Annotated in this window: 13 protein-coding genes; 7 read left to right on the top strand and 6 right to left on the bottom strand. The window is 43.7% G+C overall.

Annotated features, from left to right (window positions below; genetic code table 11):
* Nucleotides 1–44: 44 nt before the first annotated feature.
* On the top strand, nucleotides 45–1,346 hold the full coding sequence (gene eno, locus AACW06_RS06860) for a phosphopyruvate hydratase (RefSeq protein WP_053310742.1): 1,302 nt from the start codon (nucleotides 45–47) through the stop codon (nucleotides 1,344–1,346).
* Nucleotides 1,347–1,436: 90 nt separating this feature from the next.
* Here the strand turns inward: eno and AACW06_RS06855 are convergent, their stop codons facing one another.
* Nucleotides 1,437–2,663, bottom strand: coding sequence for a multifunctional CCA addition/repair protein (locus AACW06_RS06855; protein WP_192074524.1), 1,227 nt, complete (start codon nucleotides 2,661–2,663; stop codon nucleotides 1,437–1,439).
* Between the two features lie 88 nt (nucleotides 2,664–2,751).
* Here AACW06_RS06855 and AACW06_RS06850 point away from each other — a divergent pair, with 88 nt between their 5' ends.
* Together AACW06_RS06850 and AACW06_RS06845 are read left to right on the top strand one after the other, a co-directional pair.
* Nucleotides 2,752–4,350, top strand: coding sequence for an ExeA family protein (locus AACW06_RS06850; protein ID WP_192074523.1), 1,599 nt, complete (start codon nucleotides 2,752–2,754; stop codon nucleotides 4,348–4,350).
* Entirely contained in the window at nucleotides 4,350–5,120 is a 771-nt protein-coding gene (locus AACW06_RS06845) for a general secretion pathway protein GspB (protein WP_192074522.1), read from the top strand. The genes AACW06_RS06850 and AACW06_RS06845 overlap by 1 nt, the downstream gene beginning before the upstream one ends.
* Nucleotides 5,121–5,161: 41 nt before the next feature.
* On the opposite strand, the gene AACW06_RS06840 is transcribed toward AACW06_RS06845, so the two are convergent.
* The 3 genes from AACW06_RS06840 to AACW06_RS06830 all read right to left on the bottom strand — a co-directional run bounded on the left by AACW06_RS06840 (nucleotide 5,162) and on the right by AACW06_RS06830 (nucleotide 8,012).
* Entirely contained in the window at nucleotides 5,162–5,770 is a 609-nt protein-coding gene (locus AACW06_RS06840) for a TIGR04211 family SH3 domain-containing protein (protein WP_192074521.1), read from the bottom strand.
* Between the two features lie 159 nt (nucleotides 5,771–5,929).
* Nucleotides 5,930–7,189 (bottom strand): inorganic phosphate transporter, encoded by a 1,260-nt coding sequence (locus AACW06_RS06835; protein WP_192074520.1) that lies wholly within the window; start codon nucleotides 7,187–7,189, stop codon nucleotides 5,930–5,932.
* Nucleotides 7,190–7,331: 142 nt separating this feature from the next.
* On the bottom strand, nucleotides 7,332–8,012 hold the full coding sequence (locus AACW06_RS06830) for a TIGR00153 family protein (protein WP_053310747.1): 681 nt from the start codon (nucleotides 8,010–8,012) through the stop codon (nucleotides 7,332–7,334).
* A 204-nt stretch (nucleotides 8,013–8,216) separates the two neighbouring features.
* Here AACW06_RS06830 and AACW06_RS06825 point away from each other — a divergent pair, with 204 nt between their 5' ends.
* Nucleotides 8,217–9,740 carry a CYTH and CHAD domain-containing protein gene (locus tag AACW06_RS06825; protein ID WP_192074519.1) on the top strand — a complete coding sequence of 508 codons (1,524 nt, stop codon included), beginning with the start codon at nucleotides 8,217–8,219 and terminating at the stop codon, nucleotides 9,738–9,740.
* A gap of 30 nt (nucleotides 9,741–9,770) precedes the next feature.
* Here the strand turns inward: AACW06_RS06825 and AACW06_RS06820 are convergent, their stop codons facing one another.
* Nucleotides 9,771–10,562 (bottom strand): potassium channel family protein, encoded by a 792-nt coding sequence (locus AACW06_RS06820; protein WP_192074518.1) that lies wholly within the window; start codon nucleotides 10,560–10,562, stop codon nucleotides 9,771–9,773.
* 88 nt (nucleotides 10,563–10,650) lie between these two features.
* On the opposite strand from AACW06_RS06820, the gene AACW06_RS06815 reads away from it, so the two are divergent.
* The 3 genes from AACW06_RS06815 to hldE all read left to right on the top strand — a co-directional run bounded on the left by AACW06_RS06815 (nucleotide 10,651) and on the right by hldE (nucleotide 16,442).
* On the top strand, nucleotides 10,651–11,907 hold the full coding sequence (locus AACW06_RS06815; RefSeq protein ID WP_192074517.1) for a methyl-accepting chemotaxis protein: 1,257 nt from the start codon (nucleotides 10,651–10,653) through the stop codon (nucleotides 11,905–11,907).
* Between the two features lie 161 nt (nucleotides 11,908–12,068).
* A complete protein-coding gene (gene glnE / locus AACW06_RS06810; RefSeq protein ID WP_192074516.1) occupies nucleotides 12,069–14,948 on the top strand; it encodes a bifunctional [glutamate--ammonia ligase]-adenylyl-L-tyrosine phosphorylase/[glutamate--ammonia-ligase] adenylyltransferase in 2,880 nt (959 codons plus the stop codon).
* 63 nt (nucleotides 14,949–15,011) lie between these two features.
* On the top strand, nucleotides 15,012–16,442 hold the full coding sequence (hldE, locus tag AACW06_RS06805; RefSeq protein ID WP_192074515.1) for a bifunctional D-glycero-beta-D-manno-heptose-7-phosphate kinase/D-glycero-beta-D-manno-heptose 1-phosphate adenylyltransferase HldE: 1,431 nt from the start codon (nucleotides 15,012–15,014) through the stop codon (nucleotides 16,440–16,442).
* A 112-nt stretch (nucleotides 16,443–16,554) separates the two neighbouring features.
* On the opposite strand, the gene tolC is transcribed toward hldE, so the two are convergent.
* Nucleotides 16,555–17,868, bottom strand: a complete 1,314-nt coding sequence (tolC, locus tag AACW06_RS06800) for an outer membrane channel protein TolC (protein ID WP_192074514.1) — start codon at nucleotides 17,866–17,868, stop codon at nucleotides 16,555–16,557.
* Nucleotides 17,869–18,054: the final 186 nt, after the last annotated feature.

Below are 18,054 nucleotides of genomic sequence, written 5' to 3'. Positions count from 1 at the left end.
CCCTTTATAGTTTTGACATTTAAATTCAACGAGAGGAAACATTAATGTCTAAGATCGTTAAAGTTCTAGGTCGCGAAATCATCGACTCACGTGGTAACCCAACAGTAGAAGCTGAAGTTCACCTAGAAGGCGGTTTCGTAGGTATGGCTGCTGCTCCATCTGGCGCATCTACAGGTTCTCGCGAAGCTCTTGAGCTACGTGACGGTGACAAATCCCGTTTCCTAGGTAAAGGTGTTCTTAAAGCTATTGCTGCTGTAAACGGTCCAATCGCTGACGCTCTAGTTGGTAAAGATGCTAAAGATCAAGCGGCTATCGACCAAGTGATGATCGACCTAGATGGTACTGAGAACAAATCTAACTTCGGTGCTAACGCAATTCTTGCTGTTTCTCTAGCAAACGCTAAAGCAGCTGCTGCAGCTAAAGGCATGCCTCTATATGAGCACATCGCTGAGCTAAACGGTACTGCTGGTCAGTTTTCTATGCCTCTACCAATGATGAACATCATCAACGGTGGTGAGCACGCAGACAACAACGTAGATATTCAAGAGTTCATGATCCAACCAGTTGGCGCTAAGACTCTTAAAGAAGCTCTACGTATCGGTGCAGAAGTATTCCACAACCTAGCTAAAGTTCTTAAAGCTAAAGGCCTAAGCACTGCAGTTGGTGATGAAGGTGGCTTCGCTCCTAACCTAGAATCTAACGCTGCTGCACTAGCTGCAATCAAAGAAGCGGTAGAATCTGCAGGTTACGTACTAGGTAAAGACGTTACTCTAGCGATGGACTGTGCTGCATCTGAGTTCTACGACAAAGAAGCTGGCAACTACAACATGAAAGGCGAAGGTAAAATCTTCACTTCTGAAGAGTTCAACCACTACCTAGCTGACCTAGCTAACCAATACCCAATCGTATCTATCGAAGACGGTCTTGACGAATCAGATTGGGATGGCTTCAAGCACCAAACTGAACTACTAGGTGACAAACTTCAACTAGTAGGTGACGATCTATTCGTTACTAACACTAAGATTCTTGCTCAAGGTATCGAGAAAGGCGTAGCTAACTCTATCCTTATCAAGTTCAACCAAATCGGTTCTCTAACTGAGACTCTAGCTGCAATCAAGATGGCTAAAGACGCAGGTTACACAGCAGTAATCTCTCACCGTTCTGGCGAAACTGAAGATGCAACTATCGCTGACCTAGCGGTAGGTACAGCTGCAGGTCAAATCAAGACTGGTTCTATGAGCCGTTCTGACCGTGTTGCTAAGTACAACCAACTAATCCGTATCGAGGAAGCTCTAGGTGAGCGCGCTCCTTTCAACGGCCTTAAAGAAGTGAAAGGTCAAGCTTAATTCCCCTTGTGGAAATTAACTTAGCTTTACTACTTTAGAGAACGCCCTGCATTGCAGGGCGTTTTTTTATGCTGGGCTATTTCGTTTACACTAAGCTTTGCTTGCATTCAAAGCTGCAATAGCGGCGATACGTCTTTTTTCCATCTCTTCTCTGATCGCTTTTCCTTGTAACCCGCTGGCAACGATATCTTTCACCGCGATTGATTGAGCCGCTTGATATGCCACCTCAAAGATTGCTTTTTGAGGATAGGGGGTATTCTCGCACCCTAATCGCCCTGTGTGATCGGCTTGGCAACAAAGTAACACCTCGTTCAAACGCTCTGGTTTACGCCATACATCGAGTTTATCGAGTATTTTGAGCTTGGTGCTTGCTTTCAGCTCGGCCGCTCTGTGTATATTTGAGTGCTGCTCACACACTAATAGTGCTAATTCTTTGAATTCATTTGGAATACGTATGCGTTCGCACAGTTTTTTAATTATTTTCACCCCAGTATGGCAGTGCATTTTATGGCTTGGCCATTCACTTTCTGGCGTAACACCTTTACCTAAGTCGTGGACTTGGGCTGCGAAACGGATTGTAAGAGAAGACGAGAGCCTAGCCGCTTGTGCGGCCACTAACAGCGTGTGAATACCACTATCAATTTCAGGGTGCCATTTTTCCGGCTGTGGGACACCAAATAGACGATCTAACTCTGGTAGAATCACCTTTAATGCCCCACATTCATGCAAAACAGAAAGAAAGATTTCGGGATTGTGTGTGGAGAGAGACTTGTGCCATTCTTGCCAGACGCGCTCTGGAGTTAAATGTGCCAGTTCCCCAGATAGCGCAATGGTTTGTATCAATTGCTTGGTTTCATCGGCGATGGTAAAACCCAAATGGTTCAACTTGGCTGCAAAACGAGCAACGCGTAAAACCCTCAAAGGATCTTCAACAAACGCGTCGGATACATGGCGCAAAATACGTAATTGAAGATCGCGCTGCCCACCATAAGGGTCGATAATATGCCCATGTGGATCTTGCGCCATGGCATTGATGGTCAAATCACGCCTCATAAGATCTTCTTCGAGGCTAACATCTGGTGCGTAATAGCAGGCAAAACCAGTATATCCAGAGCCGGTTTTACGCTCTGTTCGTGCCAGGGCATGTTCCTGTTTAGTTTTGGGATGCAGAAATACAGGAAAATCTTTACCAACGGGAGTGAAGCCAGCCTCCAACATTTGCTCTGGGCTGGCGCCAACCACGACCCAATCTTGGTCATAGACATTAATATTGAGTAACTGATCGCGCACCGCGCCCCCAACTAAGTATACTTGCACCGGATTACCTCGAATATACAGAAATGCCATTGGCGATTGATGTTAGCAATGGTACTTTTCCTAACACTGAAATGATAGAGACGAGATAATGTATAAGGAATATTTTGCTTTCAATGAGCACCCGTTTTCAATTGTACCGAGCTCTCGTTACCTGTTTTTGAGTCAGCGTCATCGTGAAGCGATACAGCATTTACAGGCAGGGCTGGGTGAAGGTGGAGGCTTTGCGTTATTAACTGGTGAAGTGGGCACGGGAAAAACGACGGTGGCTCGCGCCATGTTGGCGGCTCTAGATGACAAGACGCGGGCTGGGTTTATTTTAAATCCGACATTTTCAGATATTGAGTTGCTCGAAGCGATATGTGATGAGTTTGCGATTCAATATCAGCAGCCTGCGAGTTTAAAACAGTTAAGCCAGGCTATTTATCAATTTCTGCTAAACAACCATGCACAAGGTGTGAATACACTGCTTGTGATTGATGAAGCACAGCATCTCGCGGCGGATGTGCTCGAGCAATTACGGCTATTGACTAACCTTGAGACAGACAGTCGAAAATTACTCAAAGTGTTGCTGATTGGACAGCCTGAATTGCAGCAAAAACTGCAATTACCGCAACTACGCCAGTTGGCACAACGTATCACTGGGCGTTACCACTTACTGCCATTAAATGAAGAAGAAACCGCGCACTATATTCATTTTCGCCTGAAATTAGCCGGTGGTAATCCGGAGCTGTTTAATCTCAAGAGTAGTAAATGGATTGCCGCGCAAACTCACGGTATTCCTAGGCTTATCAATTTAGTCTGTGATGCGTGCTTAAAGTTGGCTTACCAGCAGGGAGTGCGTGAAATCTCTTTCGATATCGTCCGTTCTGCTTGCCAAGATATTATGAAATTTCAGTCATCGGTTTACCAAGCTCCTCAAAGCATTGCGACCAAGAAACCCTACCTAAACTTAACCGTTATTGCTACTGGAGCGTTAATTGCTATCGCAGCCGTCTGGTTTAGCCCACATTTAATTGATCGTGTTATCGCTCAACAGATTCCATTGCCTGCATTACCCAAGCCGATCACTATGCAGGTCACTAGTCCTCAGTTAGAAAGTGATGTACGGGCTTCAAGCCAGCTAGAGGACGCGGTTAGTGATTTGTACAAGGTTTGGGGATACCAAGCTGCTTTAGTTGATAGCTTTTGCAGTAACGAAATCGAGAGCCTTTTCCATTGTCAACGAGAGCTAGGCAACCTTGATGATATTGAAAAAATTGGCCTACCGGTTGTACTGACGTTGAATATCGGTCAGACAACTGGCTATGCGGTATTGTACGGTCTGGTGGCTGACCAAGTGCAGCTCATTTTAGCGGATAAGAGAGTTCAAATAGATAGAGCGCAGCTTCTCGATTTGTGGTCTGGAGAATATCGCTATATTTGGCAGCGTCAATTAACTCGCACGCTGAAGCTAGGTATGCAGGGGATAGATGTGCAAATACTGAATCAAAAATTATCTCAGGTGTTGGGTGAGCCAGTTTCTGAGTCAGTTCAGTTTAATAGTTCATTAAAGCGTAAGGTAGAACTTTTCCAACGTTGGCAGAATATGGATGTCGATGGCATTGCTGGTAGCCGTACTTTAAGGCAGCTTGAGCTAATGACTCAGCAAGATGCGCCGGCGTTAATGATGACAGAGGAGAAAATATAATGTCGCAAGTTCTTAAAGCATTGGAACAATCAGAAATCAGTCATCAGCAAAATGCACCTGTAGTGTTTACCTCGACTTCTCCGAAAATGGCGATTCGACCACATAAATTAATGTCGCTAAAAAACTTGCTGCTATTGTGTATGCCGACGCTCGCTTGTCTTGGCTACTTGCTGTATCAAAGTTATCAGGCTCGATTACATGAAATCGATCAACTTATTCAAAATGGTCCCAGTGTAGTGACCGAAAGTGCGCCCTACCAGTTATTAGACTATCCTGACTTTGCCGAGCTAAAAGCGATTCCTCGTTTGACTTCACAACCGTCGGATAGCTTTCTGCTTTCTAATCAGAGCGAGCAGAAGGCTACCGATCTAACCATAGTTTCACAGAACGGTTCGGCTACAGTCTCTAGTAGTGAAAAATCCGAATTTGGTCTTGGGGATGTGGATCTCAGTCAGTTATCCCCCCTGTTGGTGCAAAGAGTCGAGCTTGCCTTACAAGACAAGGGGCAGCAAAAGTATTCGGGTGAAAATGTGTTATTAACAGAGCATGCTGATGAGTTTGCCGGGCGTTTGCCTGCATTGAACTTTCAGACACATGTTTATTCTAGCCGTGCAGATAAACGCTGGGTCAAGATTAATGGCGTCGAGAGGGTCGAAGGGGATGTGGTGACTAGTGATGTTAATTTGGTTGCGATAGAGCCTCAATCAACCGTCATACTATTTAGCAACCAACGAATTGAAATTCCCGCATTGTATGATTGGCAGGGATAAAAAATGGTCACTGAAGAGTGACCATTTTTATATCGAATTGATTAAGCCCAGCCAGAATTGTGCTTTTTACGACGTGGAATAATATGTGGCAAAATTAAGCCAAGCAAAAGACCGAAACCGGCAACACCACCACCATAAGTGAAATATTTAAACAGTAAGTCTTCTTTTTGAGTATCGAGCTTTGCACGAAGCTCACGAGTTTCTGTTTGAGCCGCTGTGAGCTGTTTACTGATGTCACTGTAGTTTTGTTCTAGTTCAGCAATTTGTTGATTACGAACCTCGAGTGAATCAACAAGACCAGCCTTCTCACTGTCTGCATTTTTTTGTGCATTAGCCAATTTACCTTTGACTTCTGCAAGCTCACTTTCCAGTTTAGGAAGACGCATCGCCATGCTTTCTTGGTGAGTAACGAAACGGCTTTCAACCCAACCGGTGCGACCTTTCTCATCGGCAATTTGGCTGTAACCTGACTCTTTGTTTACATCAAGCAATTTTACTTTGTCACCGGCATCAATGCTGCCAAGAATTCGGAACTGGTTGCTCGGCCCTGAATGCATGTAAGTAAAGAGTTTGTCCGCAATATAGCGGTCTTGCGCAAAAGTTGGCGCAGCCAACATGGTGAATAGAACCATGCAGATCAGTTTTTTCACGATAAGTCCTTTAACAATCAGATGAGGTATCAAAAAATGCTTTCGGCAAATATTAAGAAGTTTCGTTAGTTGGTGCAACAAAGAAGGGAGGCTAAGCCTCCCTTTCTGTGCGTTTGAGTCAATAATGACATTGTATTTACAATATATTGACGCGCTTAGTTAGCCGAATACGGCTTGGATTGCATAGAAGAACACAACTGCGAGCAGTGCACCTGCTGGTAATGTTACGATCCAAGAAGCAACAATGTTACGTACAACCCCTAGGTTAAGCGCTGCGATACCACGAGCAAAACCAACACCCAAAACCGCACCAACAAGTGTCTGTGTGGTTGAGATAGGAAGACCAGTACCTGAAGCTAATACCACTGTAGATGCGGTTGCTAGCTGGGCTGCAAAACCACGACTAGGTGTAAGTTCAGTAATTCCGGTACCAACAGTAGCCATTACTTTGTGACCTAATGTTGCTAGGCCGACCACAATACCAAAGCCACCGAGTGGAAGAATCCACCATGCAATTGTACTTTTGGCCGTAATTTCACCCATATGTTCGATAGTGGAAACAACGGCAGATAGTGGACCAATTGCGTTTGCTACATCGTTTGAACCGTGAGCAAAAGCCATCGCACATGCGGTAATGACCATCAACACACTGAAGATACTTTCAACGCCAGCAAAGCCATGGTCTTCTTCGCGGTTGGCAAATTTCTTTTTAATGTATAGGTAGCCGCCTAGCATAACCAAACCAGAAACAATGACTGACCACATCCAAGCTTCACCGCCACTTAGATGCAAGCCAACGTGTTTCAGGCCTTTCTTAATGGTTACTAAAGCGATAACCATGGTAGTGATAAACATATAAATTGGCACAAAGCGTTTCGCATTCATCAACGGATTTTCAGTATCAAAAATCAGTCGCTGTGCACTGACAAAAATCAAGTACGCAAAGAAACCAGAAATGACGGGAGTCACAATCCAGCTCCCTACAATACCTTGTACACTGCTCCAATCGACGGCTTCTGTGCCGACTGATATGCATGCAAAACCGATGATTGCACCGATAATTGAGTGAGTGGTAGAAACAGGCCAGCCCATGTAAGAAGCCAATAATAACCATGTGCCTGCGGCAAGTAATGCAGACATCATGCCATAGACAAGAACATCAGGTTGGTGTGCAAATAGAGTTGTTTCGATAACACCTTTACGGATAGTGTCGGTTACTTCACCACCAGCAAGATATGCGCCCGCAAATTCAAAGATCATCGCAATAAGGATGGCTTGTTTTACGGTAAGTGCTTTCGAGCCTACAGAGGTGCCCATTGCATTCGCAACGTCATTTGCACCAATACCAATAGCCATCAGAAAACCGAAAGCGGCTGCAACAATAATCAGGACAGTGCCGTAGTTCGCAAGGATATCCATCGTAATACCTAGTTGTTTGATAACAAGCGGAGCAATATTGTTTACGTTTTAATGACGCAAAAAACCATCAGCGATGAGTAATAATCAACGCTAAATTGATGGTATCAAATAGTGCTCTTCGTTATTTGGTTAACTTATTGATTTAAGAACGAGAAAGCATAACTTCAAGACGAGCGCCTACACGCTGTGCTTGATCGGCAATGCCACCCACCCACTCAAGAATTTTATACAAGAACATGACGTCGATCGGATTCATTTTTGATTCAATCGCCATCAATTGTTGGCGTAGTTGAACCTGCATCGTGTCAGTGTCATCTTCAATCACATCCAGTTGATTGATCATTTCAGCTACTAACGTAACTTCACGACCTTTAAATCCAGTTTCCAATAACTCATCGAGCTCATTGATCACTTTCTGTGCTTGGCCTGCTGCGTCTAAGCAACGTTTTACGTAAGCAATGAAGTTTTCTTGAAGAGGCTCTGGGATGATTAATTGACGACCGTAAACACGGCCTGAAATATCTTTGGCAAGGTTTGCGAGTTTATCTTGCTGAGTCAATAGTTCCAACATGTCGGTACGATCAACAGGCATAAATAAACCGCGAGGCAGTTTAAGACGAATTTCACGCTTAAGTACGTCAGCTTCTTTCTCTAGATGAGAAATTTGAGCACGAATTTCAGCTGCTTTTTCCCAATCACCCTTTGAAGCGACTTCAAAGAAGTTGACTAGATGTGAACAGCATTCATTCACACATACCACGTGGCGTTGCAAAGGCTTTATAGGGGACTTTGCAAATAACCCCATAATTGTATTTACTGGCATGGTTATTCAACCTAAAAAATATAACCTTAAAAGAACATACACCATTCTTGGTGAAATGTTGAGCGATGGCTATAAAGGCGCGCATGTTAACCCATTCAATCTCTCATTTAAACTGTTTTAGATCATCATTCTGGTGATATTTGTCACTTGCCCCACTGTGCATTAGGCAATATTCTTTCACCATCTGCTTTGAAAGGGTTAGTTATGGAAACCGAGATAGAACTGAAGTTTTTTGTTTCTCCACAATTTTCGGAAATTTTACGATACAAAATTTCTGAACTCAAAGTACTTCAGCACAGTTGTCGAGAGTTGGGTAACATTTACTTTGATACGCCTGATAATTGGCTACGTCAGCATGATACAGGGCTTCGTATTCGCCGTTTTGATGATGTGTATGTTCAAACCGTGAAAACAGCCGGGCGAGTCGTAGCGGGCTTACACCAAAGACCAGAATATAACGCAGAGCACAATAGTGATGAACCTAAACTGGCCCTGCATCCCGAAGATATATGGCCAACGGGTAAAAGTGTTAAAGCGCTTCAATCAGAATTGATCCCCTTATTCTCGACTAATTTCACCCGTGAACAGTGGTTGATCGGTATGGCTGATGGTAGCCAGGTCGAAGTTGCTTTCGATCAAGGTTTTGTTGTCGCTGGTGATCAGCAAGAACCGATTTGTGAAGTGGAGCTTGAGCTCAAGTCGGGACAAACCGACGCTCTGTTTACACTTGCACGCCAATTTTGTGAACATGGTGGTATGCGCCTTGGTAATTTGAGCAAAGCGGCAAGAGGTTATCGTCTATTTTCAGCCTACCTTGGTGATAAAGTAAAACCATTGGCTTTGGTTAACACTGATAGCAGTGATAGTGTTGAATCCTGCTTTATCCATTCTTTAGAGCATGGCTTGTCTCATTGGCACAGTCATGAGCAGATTTATACTGAACGTGATTCGATTCCTGCTTTGCATGAAATTAAACATGCGATTAGTTTTTTACGTCAAACACTCACAGTTTATGGCGGGATTGTGCCGCGTCGAGCTAGTGCGATTCTGCGTCAAGAATTGAAGTGGTTAGAGAAAGAGCTATCTTGGTTGAAAACGTATGACTATTTATCTGACTTGCTTGAGGATAAAGGCCATGCATTACGTAAGCTCGATGCACGCAAATTTTTAATCGCAGAATTAAAAGAGCAACAAGGAGCATTGCCAAGCCGTGATGATGTGCTCAAGTTACTCAATTCGGCGCGTTACACGGGTTTACTGCTTGATCTTAGTCGTTGGATTCTTAGCCGTGGATGGCAGCCATTTCTTGATGAGAAAGCAAGAGACAAAATGGCGGGTAATATACGAGCCTTTTCAGTGAAGCAATTGGATCGAACGTGGGCTGAGTTAATGGAGGTATTTCCTCCCAAAGTTGAACTGAACCCTCAAGAGTATATTGATCAGCAATATCGTTTAATGCGCAATTTATATACCGGTGTTGGGTTTGCAAGTCTGTATGATGCCGAAGAGCGTCAGAATTTTCGTTTGCCTTGGGCGGATTTATTACAAGGTATTGATGATTTATTGATGCTCAAACCATTAGAAAGTCTGGTCGATAAACTGCAAGATGATGAACAAGAACAATTGAAACGTTGGTTGGTTCGTCAAGAAAACTCAATTATCCATGCGATGGAGCAAACCCGTAACATTGGTATTGAAGCTGAGCCTTATTGGCGTAGTCACCGTTAATCTAGACTTTTAATCCTGTAAAAAGAGATGCTATGGTGTCTCTTTTTTGTTTTCATCATGTTCAGTTTTCTGTTCTAACAGTTGTGTTTCAATTTGAGCGATCCGATCTAGGATCTGTTTTTGTTGATCAACCAATTGGATCAGCAGTTTTTCTTTATTTTCTGAACGGCGAGTTTGATGCTTATCTGGTGAGGTAATTAATGAAGTAATTAAACCTGAAATCATGCCGAAGAGCCCAACGCCAGACATAATGATCGTTGCGGCCAACACTTTTCCCCCATCTGTCACGGGATAATGATCACCATAACCGACGGTTGAAATCGTCACTAACGCCCACCAAAGTGCATCTCCTCCTGAGTGGATATTGGAATCCGGTGCTTTACCTTCAAGGAAAAGCATAAAACTTGACCCAATAGTCAGCAGTACTACCATTAATAATAAAATAGAGGCTAAGGTAGTTTCTCTTCGATTTGCCATTAATTGCTTGAGAATGGTTTTTCCTGAACGGATAACGAGCAGTACGCGCAAAATATGGAAAATACGCGCGTAGCGTAATTGTTCAATAACTGGAATGCTTGCGACAAAGTCGATCCAATGCAATTTCATATATTGCACTCGATCTATGGAACGGATCAAATCTACAGTCAGTTGTAGTATGAAAATGCTACAGATCAACAAATCCAATCCGATAAGAACCTGACGGGTATCATGATCAATTGGAACAAATAATAAGCCTGAGATCACAAATAGTGCCATCACTGACAAGACCAGTGACAATAAACTCATCGGTTTTGTTTCATCTTTGGTATTATCTTCTTTCATACGAAGCTCAAAATAAATAGCGCACCTCTTCTCAGAGTGAGCAAAATTATAAATAATTCAATGTCTAAGACTTAATGGAGAACTGACAATGGCTACAATGGCATTTAAACCATGGGAGCGAGTGATTACCGATATTCGCCTTGTTCCTAAAATGGTGCTGCTGATGGTGTTCAGTACAGTGTTAATTATCGCCAAACAGCTTTGGGATGCGCACACTTTTTACCAATCATTATTAGCAGTAACCCAGAACCTCGATATTGCCCAGCAACATTATGATGCTTATATTACACAAGTTATCTGGCAAACGGCGTTAATCATCGTTATTTTTGTCGTATTACTTTTAGCCGCTGCCAAGATTATGTTACGTCAAACTCAATATTTGAGTGATTCAATCAAACTGATGGCAAGCCGTGATCTTTCCACTCCGATTAATATGGTGTGCAAAGATGAATACGGTGATGTGGCTCGTGAACTCGATAAAACTCGTCGTCAACTGCAAGATGTGATCAGAGTTCAGATTGAGTCTTCCCAAGAATTAGCCGCTTTAACTGAAGTAATGACAATCAGCATGTCAGAAACGAAAGAGTCGGCACAAGAAGAATTTAACGAAATTGATCAACTAGCTACTGCAATGAGTGAAATGACTTCTACGGTACAAACGGTTGCTGAACACGCGCAAACGGCGTCATCTTTAACCGAAGAAGCATCAGGGCAGGCGCAGACAGGGCAGCGTTTCGTTAAAGGTACCATCACCAAGATGAGTGAGTTGTCGCAAGATATCTCAGCGTCAGCACAAGCGGTTAACCAAGTTGAAGAACGTGTTGTCGCCATTGGTAGTGTGGTTGGAACCATTCAAAGTATTTCAGAGCAAACCAACTTATTGGCATTGAATGCCGCGATTGAAGCGGCGCGCGCAGGTGAAGCTGGGCGTGGTTTTGCGGTTGTTGCGGACGAGGTTAGGAACCTAGCTCAGCGTACTCAACAGGCAACCATTGAAATTCAAGAGATGATTTCGCAATTACAAAGTAGCGCAAATTCAGCAGTTGATCTGATGGAAAAAAGCGTAGTAGAAGCTGCTGAAGGGGTTGAACTAGTGACTAATGCCGGTAGTGAATTAGATGGTATTGTCAACCAAGTGCGACGCATTAATGACATGAACATTCAAATAGCGACGGCTGCAGGTCAGCAAACGAGTGTGGCTCAAGAGATGGACCAAAACTTGACTAATGTTCGTGAGTTGGTTGAAGCGTCGGTAACTGTGGTGGGTGAATTGCTCGAAACCTCGGAAATCATGCAAAACAATGCTGAAGAGCTTGATCGTAAAATTACCCTCTTCAAAGTGTAAACCGATATTGTAATAACCTTGAATCAACGCCCACAATTCTTGTTGTTGGGCGTTTTTTATTGCAGCAAGTTTGGTATAAATATCGTCTCAACAAAAATTCGTCGCAAAATATTAACTGATGCTAGTGCTTAAGCATTGATGTCAAAATACAAGGATGCCTCATGCGATTGCCTTCTGTACTTAACTCTTCCGCTCAAGCTGCTTACCAGCTGCTTCTAGAACAACAACCTTGTATTGAGCAGTGGCCTAAATTACTCAAATCTGAACTAATTTACGTGCTGGGATTGAGTCAATTTATTGGAGAAGCACTGCAGCGTGATGAGGTGCTGTGTCAGCAATTACCTCATATGCTAGAAGATGCGGCACAAACAGAATCGTTATCACACCAAAATAAGTCACGTTTTGATGGCTACCGCAGTGAGCTGGCCAAGCAACTGGCAGCCTGTAACGATGAAATGAGTTTTCATCGCAGATTACGCCAATTCCGTAATCGAGAAATGGTCTATATTGCATGGCGTGATTTTACCGCCTCTTGGCCGCTAGAAGAGAGTTTAGAGCACTTATCTGCTTTGGCTGAAGCGCTAATCTTTGAAACCTATCAGTGGCAGTATCAAGCGTGTTGCTTAGAATGGGGAACACCCACTAATACTGATGGGGAGGCTCAGCCAATGTTGATTATTGGTATGGGGAAATTGGGTGGCGGTGAGCTTAACTTTTCTTCAGATATCGACCTCATTTTTACTTACCCAGAAAATGGTGAAACTCAAGGTGCGCGTCGTAGCATCGCCAATGCTCAGTTCTTTACTCGTTTAGGTCAGAGAATCATTAAAGCACTGGATCAGCACACTTTTGATGGCTTCTGTTACCGAGTTGATATGCGCCTGCGTCCGTTTGGTGAGAGTGGCCCTCTGGTGATGAGCTATGCAGCTCTGGAAGATTACTACCAAGAGCAAGGGCGTGACTGGGAACGTTATGCCATGATTAAAGCTCGGGTCATGGGGCGTGAAATGTACCCGCAGTATCAAGAGTTGCGCCAAATGCTGCGCCCATTTGTTTTTCGACGCTACATTGACTTTAGTGCAATCCAATCATTGCGCCGTATGAAATCGATGATCAGCAGCGAAGTACGTCGCCGTGGGTTGCAAAACAATATTAAATTAGGCGCTGGTGGTATTCGGGAAATTGAATTTATTGCTCAGGTTTTCCAATTGATCCGTGGAGGTCGTGAACCGAGCCTGCGACAGCGTGGATTACTCGAAACGTTAACTGCTATTGAAGAACTAGCCTTGTTACAGCCAGAAGAGGTCGAGCATCTACGCAAGGCTTACCATTTCTTGCGTCGTTTAGAAAATTTATTGCAAGCGATGGCTGATAAACAGACTCAAACTTTGCCCGATAATGATATTGATCAACTTCGTTTAGCGACCGCAATACAGTGTGCGAGTTGGCAGGTATTACTGACTCACACTCAACAGCACATGGCTAATGTCCATCAAGTTTTTGCAGCCCTGATTGGCGATGATGAAGAGGAAGAAGAGAATACGATAGCCAAGCATTTCCATGAATTGTGGGATATGGCGCATAAGCCAGATGTTATTGATAGCATTCTTCAACAAGATCTTGCTTGCGCTCAGTCATTTGATATCGCGAAGGTATTGATTCAGTTTAAAAACGATTTAGCGAAAAAAACGCTAGGCCCTCGAGGACGTGATGTACTCAATCGTTTAATGCCTAAGGTTTTTCAGGCTATTTTCCAACATCCAGATGCCGAGTTTGGTTTATCACGCGTGTTGCATTTGATGTATAAAATCGTCACGCGAACGACTTATCTAGAGTTGCTTGATGAACATCCCGCCGCTCTGACCCAACTGGTCCGTTTGTGTACCGCTAGCCCAATGATCTCTGAACAATTGAGTCGTTATCCTATTTTGCTAGATGAGCTGATAGACCCTCAGCATCTGTATAATCCCATTTCACTTTCGGCTTACAAAACCGAATTGCGCGATTTTTTAGCACGTATTCCTGAAGATGATATGGAACAGCAAATGGAAGCGCTGCGCCAGTTTAAACAGATTTGCATTTTACGTATTGCCGCTGCGGATATCACAGGTGCTTTGCCTGTCATGAAAGTGAGTGACCACTTAACCTATCTTGCCGAAGCCATTGTAGAAGCGGTCATTCACCAAGCTTGGTTGCAAGTCAGTGCCAAATATGGGCAGCCCACACATTTAAAAGACCGCGATGGAAAAGGGTTTGCTGTGATTGGTTATGGCAAAGTGGGGGGATGGGAGTTAGGTTATAACTCAGATCTCGACATCGTATTTATGCACGACTGCCCTATCGATTCGTATACTAATGGCCAAAAAGAGATCGATGGACGTCAGTTTTACTTACGCTTAGCACAGCGCATCATCCATATTTTTTCTATACGCACCGCATCAGGTATTCTCTATGAGGTCGATACACGTTTACGCCCTTCGGGAGTCTCCGGGTTACTGGTGAGCCCTGCTCAGGCATTTGATGAGTATCAGCGCAATGATGCTTGGACATGGGAGCATCAGGCTCTGGTGCGGGCGAGAGTCATTTATGGCGACGAACCCTTACAACACGCTTTTAATCAAACGCGTCATGAAATCTTATCCCTACCAAGAGAAGAAACTAAGCTTAAACAAGACGTTGTCGAGATGCGACTTAAAATGCGTGAGCACTTGGGGGGCAAAAAAACCGGACGTTTTATGCTTAAGCAAGACATTGGTGGGATTACCGATATAGAATTTTTAGCTCAATATCTCATTTTACGTTTTAGTTATGACAAGCCAAAATTAACCTATTGGTCGGATAATGTGCGTATTTTTGAATCTTTACTGGTGCAAGGTGTAATGGAAGAGCAGCAGGCGGCAGCACTGACGAAGGCTTATACATCGATGCGCAACCAAATCCATCATCGCAATTTACTCAACTTAGATGCCGATGTGGACGAAAGTAAGTTTACTGAAGAAAGGAAACTGGTCACTGAGGTTTGGAATCAGTGGTTAGGTTGAGAGTTTTAGGCGCTCTATTAGCTGTGTTACACTCAGCATAATAACGAAAATTGGAGATCCACAATGAAACCAATCCTACCTGACTACAGCGATGCAGGTGTACTTATTATTGGCGATGTAATGCTCGATCGCTACTGGTATGGCCCTACTGGGCGCATTTCACCAGAAGCTCCGGTTCCTGTAGTAAAAGTAGAGAATAACGAAGAGCGCCCAGGTGGAGCGGCGAACGTGGCAATGAATATTGCTTCGCTTGGTGGCCACGCGCATATCGTAGGTTTGACAGGAATAGATGAACCAGCAAGAGTATTGACCGAAATACTAACTGCATTGAAAGTGAAATGTGATTTTGTTGCGTTGCCAAATTACCCAACTATTACCAAGCTGCGTGTATTGAGCCGTGGTCAACAATTGATCCGTTTAGACTTTGAAGACAAATTTGAAAATACCGATCCACAGTTGATCTTATCTCGCATGGATCAAGCGTTACCGCACGTGAAAGCGGTCATTTTGTCTGATTATGCAAAAGGCGCGCTAGAGCACGTACAGCAACTGATTCAAAAAGCTCGTGCTGCTAAGGTACCAGTATTCATTGACCCTAAAGGTGCTGACTTCGAACGCTATCGTGGTGCTACTTTATTGACTCCTAACATGGCTGAGTTTGAGCATGTGGTGGGTAAAGTAAAATCGGATCAAGAATTGGTCGATAAAGGCCTCGCTTTGATCGAAGAGTTTGACCTTGAGGCATTGTTGGTGACTCGCAGTGAACATGGCATGACTCTGCTAAGACGTGGTCAAAAGCCTTTCCATCTGCCAACTTTAGCCAAAGAAGTGTATGACGTAACAGGGGCTGGTGATACCGTTATTTCTGTTTTAGCCGCTTCCGTTTCTGCAGGTAAACCACTGGATGAAGCGTGTGCGTTAGCCAATGCTGCAGCTGGTGTCGTTGTCGGCAAATTGGGGACTTCAACCGTATCAACCATTGAACTTGCTGAAGCCGTTCATGGTAGTAAAGACACCGACTACGGCGTAATTGGTGAGCAAGCACTGATTGAAGCGGTCAAAAAAGCGCAAGCCAAAGGTGAAAAGGTTGTTATGACTAATGGCTGTTTTGATATTTTGCATGCTGGTCATGTTTCTTATCTTAACCATGCGGGGCAATTAGGTGATCGCTTGATTGTTGCAGTCAACACTGATGAGTCAGTGAAACGTCTCAAAGGCCCTGGTCGTCCTGTCAATCCAACAGATCGCCGCATGGCGGTACTGGCTGCGTTGGGTGCGGTTGATTGGGTCGTACCATTTAGCGAAGATACGCCTCAACGTTTAATTGCTGAAGTCTTGCCTGATTTATTGGTGAAGGGTGGTGATTACAAACCTGAAGATATCGCTGGTGGTAAAGAAGTTATCGCAGCAGGTGGTAGTGTTAAAGTGCTCAACTTTGAAGATGGTTGTTCAACCACTGAAATTATTGAAGCGATTAAAGGTGGCCGAGGCTAATCTTTAGTGGTTCTGTTGTTATAGTTCCGTTTTCAACTGCGTTATAAAAACACGTAAACTACAAAAAAGCCGCTGAAAATCAGCGGCTTTTCTTACTTAGTTAAGTTTTGAATTAACCAGCGGCTTTTAGGCCAGCGTTAATATCTAAGATATCTTGTTCACTAAGAGTACCCACCGCTTGGCGCAGTTGAAGGACGCTTAGTAGATAGTCGTAGCGAGCGTTAGATAAGTTTTTGTTTGCATCGTATAGTCGACGCGTTGAGTCCAGTACATCAACGATAGTACGAGTACCTACGTCAAAACCGGCCTCTGTTGCTTCTAATGCTGATTTCGCTGAAATGACTGATTGTTCATAAGCACGTAATGCGCCAATCGATGCACTGATATTGTTGTTATAAGCACGAACATCTTTGACAACGCTACGGTAAGTTTTCTCAAGATCTTGGCTTGCTGCAACGTATGCAAATTCAGCTTGCTTGGTTTGAGAGCTGATATTGCCACCGGTGTACAAAGGGACAACTAAGTTCACACCAATATTGAAGTCATTATAAGCATCAAGATTCGAACTTGCGTTATGGTCGTTACTTTCATCACCATAGTTATAGCCAGCATCTAATGTCAGTGATGGTAAATGCCCTGAGCTGGCGAGTGAAATGTTATCTTTAGCAACGTCTTGAGCAATACGAGCGGTTAAGAGGTTGAGGTTTTTCTGCTGTGCTTCTTCCAACAGCGTATTCATTGAAGTCGCTGTTTTGCTGGCCGAAAAACGATCTGTGTCTAACACATTTAAATTGGTGTGCTCTTGCCCTGTTATTTCACGCAATGCTTCATAGTTGTTAACTAAGCCGTTTTCAGCTAAAACTTCGTCGGCTAATACAGCATCGTACTGAGCTTGTGCATCATGTACATCAGTAATCGCGGAAAGACCAACTTCAAAGCGTTGTTTGGTTTGTTCTAACTGGCGAGCGACAGCGGCTTTTTCAGCACGGACAAACTCAAGGTTATCTTGGGCGCGCAGCACTTCAAAGTAAGATTGAGCAACGCGCAAGATAAGGCTCTGCTGTGTTGCTGCATAGGTTGAGTCAGCCTGACGAGCGTTTTTCTCTGCTGTATCTAAGGTTATCCAGCTAGAACGATTGTAAAGCTCTTGGGAGAAATTAATGCCAGCGGTTAACTTATCACTTTCCCGAGGATCAATATTACTACGGTTAATGTTGTAACCCGCAGTTAAGTTGATTTGTGGTAACAAGCTACTGCGGCTAGAAGTAATCGCTTCAAAAGCGGCATCACGACGAGCTGCTGCACTCAATAATTGCGGATCATTATCTTTTGCTTGATTATAGATATCAGCCAGAGTGTCTGCCCATACTGAAGTACTCAGGCTGCCTAATGCCGCGCTGATGAATAGAGGAAGCAGTTTTTTCATTAGTCCTATTCCCTGCCTTAATTATGTAAGAAGGTTATTTACCAAGAGTTTAACTTAAATTGGTGGTAATTCACTCGAAACTTTGCACTTTTTTACATATAACTGTCCACTTGTGCAATAAATTTTGCGTTTAACTTAAATAAAAATACAATTTTTATATAAAAAGTTGAGCAATATTCTTGGTAG

It is taken from the genome of Vibrio sp. S12_S33, assembly GCF_963889785.1.
Classification (GTDB): domain Bacteria; phylum Pseudomonadota; class Gammaproteobacteria; order Enterobacterales; family Vibrionaceae; genus Vibrio; species Vibrio aestuarianus.
This window is presented reverse-complemented; position numbering and strand designations above follow the sequence as displayed.

What these genes read in the sequence shown, in the direction of transcription:
- hldE (WP_192074515.1), top strand. Translation starts at nt 15,012, where the DNA reads ATGAAACCAATCCTACCTGACTACAGCGATGCAGGTGTACTTATTATT.
- glnE (WP_192074516.1), top strand. Translation starts at nt 12,069, where the DNA reads ATGCGATTGCCTTCTGTACTTAACTCTTCCGCTCAAGCTGCTTACCAG.
- AACW06_RS06825 (WP_192074519.1), top strand. Translation starts at nt 8,217, where the DNA reads ATGGAAACCGAGATAGAACTGAAGTTTTTTGTTTCTCCACAATTTTCG.
- eno (WP_053310742.1), top strand. Translation starts at nt 45, where the DNA reads ATGTCTAAGATCGTTAAAGTTCTAGGTCGCGAAATCATCGACTCACGT.
- AACW06_RS06850 (WP_192074523.1), top strand. Translation starts at nt 2,752, where the DNA reads ATGTATAAGGAATATTTTGCTTTCAATGAGCACCCGTTTTCAATTGTA.
- AACW06_RS06820 (WP_192074518.1), bottom strand. Translation starts at nt 10,562, where the DNA reads ATGAAAGAAGATAATACCAAAGATGAAACAAAACCGATGAGTTTATTG.
- AACW06_RS06815 (WP_192074517.1), top strand. Translation starts at nt 10,651, where the DNA reads ATGGCTACAATGGCATTTAAACCATGGGAGCGAGTGATTACCGATATT.
- AACW06_RS06845 (WP_192074522.1), top strand. Translation starts at nt 4,350, where the DNA reads ATGTCGCAAGTTCTTAAAGCATTGGAACAATCAGAAATCAGTCATCAG.
- tolC (WP_192074514.1), bottom strand. Translation starts at nt 17,868, where the DNA reads ATGAAAAAACTGCTTCCTCTATTCATCAGCGCGGCATTAGGCAGCCTG.
- AACW06_RS06835 (WP_192074520.1), bottom strand. Translation starts at nt 7,189, where the DNA reads ATGGATATCCTTGCGAACTACGGCACTGTCCTGATTATTGTTGCAGCC.
- AACW06_RS06830 (WP_053310747.1), bottom strand. Translation starts at nt 8,012, where the DNA reads ATGCCAGTAAATACAATTATGGGGTTATTTGCAAAGTCCCCTATAAAG.